The organism is Microcystis sp. M53603_WE2, from assembly GCF_030065435.1.
Window position 1 is genome coordinate 1 of record NZ_JASJFF010000912.1, and the last position, 2763, is coordinate 2763.

The window sequence follows — 2763 nt, forward strand, 5'->3', positions numbered from 1 at the left end:
AGGATTTTTTGAGCGGCAATTAACCCCGATTCTTGTTGTTGCGGTAAATCGGTTTGGGTGACATCTCCAGTTACTACCATGCGCGAACCGAATCCCAAGGGAGTTAAGACCATCAATGCGATCGCACTTTCTCCACTGGGGAATTGAATCGTTGGTCAAATTCTACCACTTTAGCAAAAGCGACGGGAGCGAGGACGGCTAATTAGTCCAAAATTTTCCGATTGTTGTCTTAGCTGGAAATATTGATTAAATTGGAAGTTTTTAGCTGTTATTAGTTACTTAACCTAATATAGTGGTGGCATTCTGTAAGGAGTCCCACCGTGACTAACAATTCCATCGAGCCTTTGAATATTGGCAATACGATTAATACTGCCTTCCGTCTTTATCGTGATCGCTTCCCAACTTATGTATTCTTTGCTGTCCGCGCCGGCTTGTGGTCGCTTCTCCCCTTAGTTTTGCAATTAATTCTCAGTCAATTACTTTATCAAACAATTACCCCCGAACAAGGCAGCGATATTGGTTTACGTTTATTTCTTTTCCCGATACAAATTTTCTCGGCTGCTAAGTCTCTTTTCAATAATGCGGTTATCTCGCGATTAGCTTTTCAAGACATTATTTATCAGCCGGAAACTGCCGGACAAGCGGAAAAAAAAGTTAAGCCGAAAATGTGGCGCTTGTGGTGGATGCAGGTTTTGATCGGTTTGTTGGGAGCGGCAATAATCTTGCCGATAACGCTGTCTCTGGTGCTAGTCAGTTTTATCCCCATCCTTGGTGTATTGCTTATTTTACCAGCTTTTTTCTGTCTTCCTTTTTTCTTCCTTTGGTTATCTGCTCGCATTTGCATTGCCGAATTGCCCTTAGTAATTGAAGATAATTTAGGCAGTTGGCAAGCAATCAAGAGAGGTTGGCATTTAACTAAAAACTCGGCTTGGAGAATTGTAGGAGTGATATTTATTGCCAGTTTATTAATTATTCCAGTTTATATTCTGTCATGGGCTTTGGCTTCAATTCCCTTTTGGGTCAATTTTTCCTCTTTTTATAGTAGTTTGGAATCGGTGGAGGACTGGCAAACGCTCACGGAAAATCCTCTTTTTTTACAACAAATGGCGATGTTTTCCTATGGTCTGACTACTATTTTCTTACTTCTGAGTACTTTATTAGTTCCTTTTTGGCAATCTCTCAAAAGTGTGATCTATAATCATCTTTTAGACCAGAAAAAAAATGATGGGGGAGAATACTAATAACTGAGCAGCTGTTGATGTAAACTAAGACGCATTTAAACCGCTTATTCTTAGATTAGTTGAACTTCCCCCAATCCCTTTACTGTTGCCTCTTGTCTCGTCTCAACAAGCAATTTATACCCCACAGAAAAAGGGTTTCTCCGAGAAACCCTTTTTCTACTCATACTAAATCCAGTTATTAAAAACTGATTATTTATACCATTTTTCTAAAGTAATGGCAGAGATGGTTAATTCCCTCACCCCCAACCCTTCTCCCTTTTTGGGAGAAAGGAGTAGAATGTCTGCCACGAATAAAGAAAAATGGTATTATTCCCCCTTTTGCCTCTTGCCTCTTGCCTTTTGCCTATCCTGATATGTTACCTATACTCAACGGATTTAGTATCAAGATAATTCTCTCAATCCTTTTATAGTACATATATAGTACATTTGCTCAAAAAAATCGAAAAAGGGTAAAAAGGGAAAAAAGAGAAAAAGGGTTACAAAGTCCTCCCGAATACGCAGACTACCCGAAAACCGTTATAGAAGATGCGGTAGTCGCGGCGGTAGTCGTAGCTGCGAAACGCGGAACGGCAGTAAACAGGATTGCTGCCCCAGGAACCGCCCCGCAGAGCTTTATATGCCTGATTTTGCTGTTTTTTGCTCTTTTTTATCTCCTCATAGTTTTCGCGCCAATCATCTTGACACCACTCCCAGACATTTCCGTGCATATCATATAAACCAAAGTCGTTGGCGTAGAATTGCCCAACAGGGGTGGTTTTTTGGAGATTGTTATCATAGTTGGCTAAATCTGGGGTAAGAATTTCCCCAAAGTGATAGGGGGGGTAGGTTTCTCCTTTATCGAGATTTAAGGGTTTGGTTTGCGCTCGACAAGCGTACTCCCACTCAGCTTCCGTTGGTAGCCTATATTTTCTTTTACTTAATTTAGAGAGCCTTTGGCAAAATTCGACGGCATCTAACCAACTTACCATTTCAACGGGGTTTGTGCTGCCTTTAAACTCCGATGGCTCTGGTTTTAAATCTTGCTCTACTTTTAAATCTTTTCTTTGGGCAATATATAACCATTGAGCTTGGGTAATGGGATAAATACCCATCAAGAAGTTTTTCAGGGTGACGTTGTGTTGCGGCTTTTCACTTTTATTACTACTTTCTTGTTCTGAAGAACCCATTGTAAAGGTTCCCGATGGTATTTTGACTAATTCTATTTCTAGGTCATCGGTGAGTTTTTCTCTATAGATTAAAAGACGTTTTTGGGTCTTTTGGATGATTATTGTAGGCATAAGTAGGGTTTGCTGAATAAATATAAAATATAGACGAGGTAAGGGTTTTAGTGTTCTGTATCGGCCCGCGTCCTGTAGGGGCGAAGCATTCGGGTAATAACCTATCGGTGAAACCGTAGATTTTCTATCCGAATGCTTCGCCCGTACTTTTTCAGCAAGCCCTAAGTAAGTGATTATAATTAAATTAAAAATTGATTGTAGGGTTGATCCCCCCTCCCCCCCTTGATAAGGGGGGTTTGATCCCC

2 protein-coding genes and 1 pseudogene are annotated in these 2763 nt (G+C 40.6%); 1 reads left to right on the plus strand and 2 read right to left on the minus strand.

Annotated features, from left to right (window positions below):
- A pseudogene (locus PX481_RS19355) lies at nt 1–113 on the minus strand (PhoH family protein); the annotation flags it as partial.
- 207 nt (nt 114–320) lie between these two features.
- Here PX481_RS19355 and PX481_RS19360 point away from each other — a divergent pair.
- The gene (locus PX481_RS19360) at nt 321–1241 is read left to right on the plus strand and encodes a hypothetical protein (protein ID WP_288095517.1); all 921 of its coding nucleotides are present in this window, start codon (nt 321–323) and stop codon (nt 1239–1241) included.
- A gap of 476 nt (nt 1242–1717) precedes the next feature.
- Here PX481_RS19360 and PX481_RS19365 read toward each other — a convergent pair whose 3' ends face one another.
- Entirely contained in the window at nt 1718–2518 is an 801-nt protein-coding gene (locus PX481_RS19365; RefSeq protein ID WP_288095520.1) for a formylglycine-generating enzyme family protein, read from the minus strand.
- Nucleotides 2519–2763: the final 245 nt, after the last annotated feature.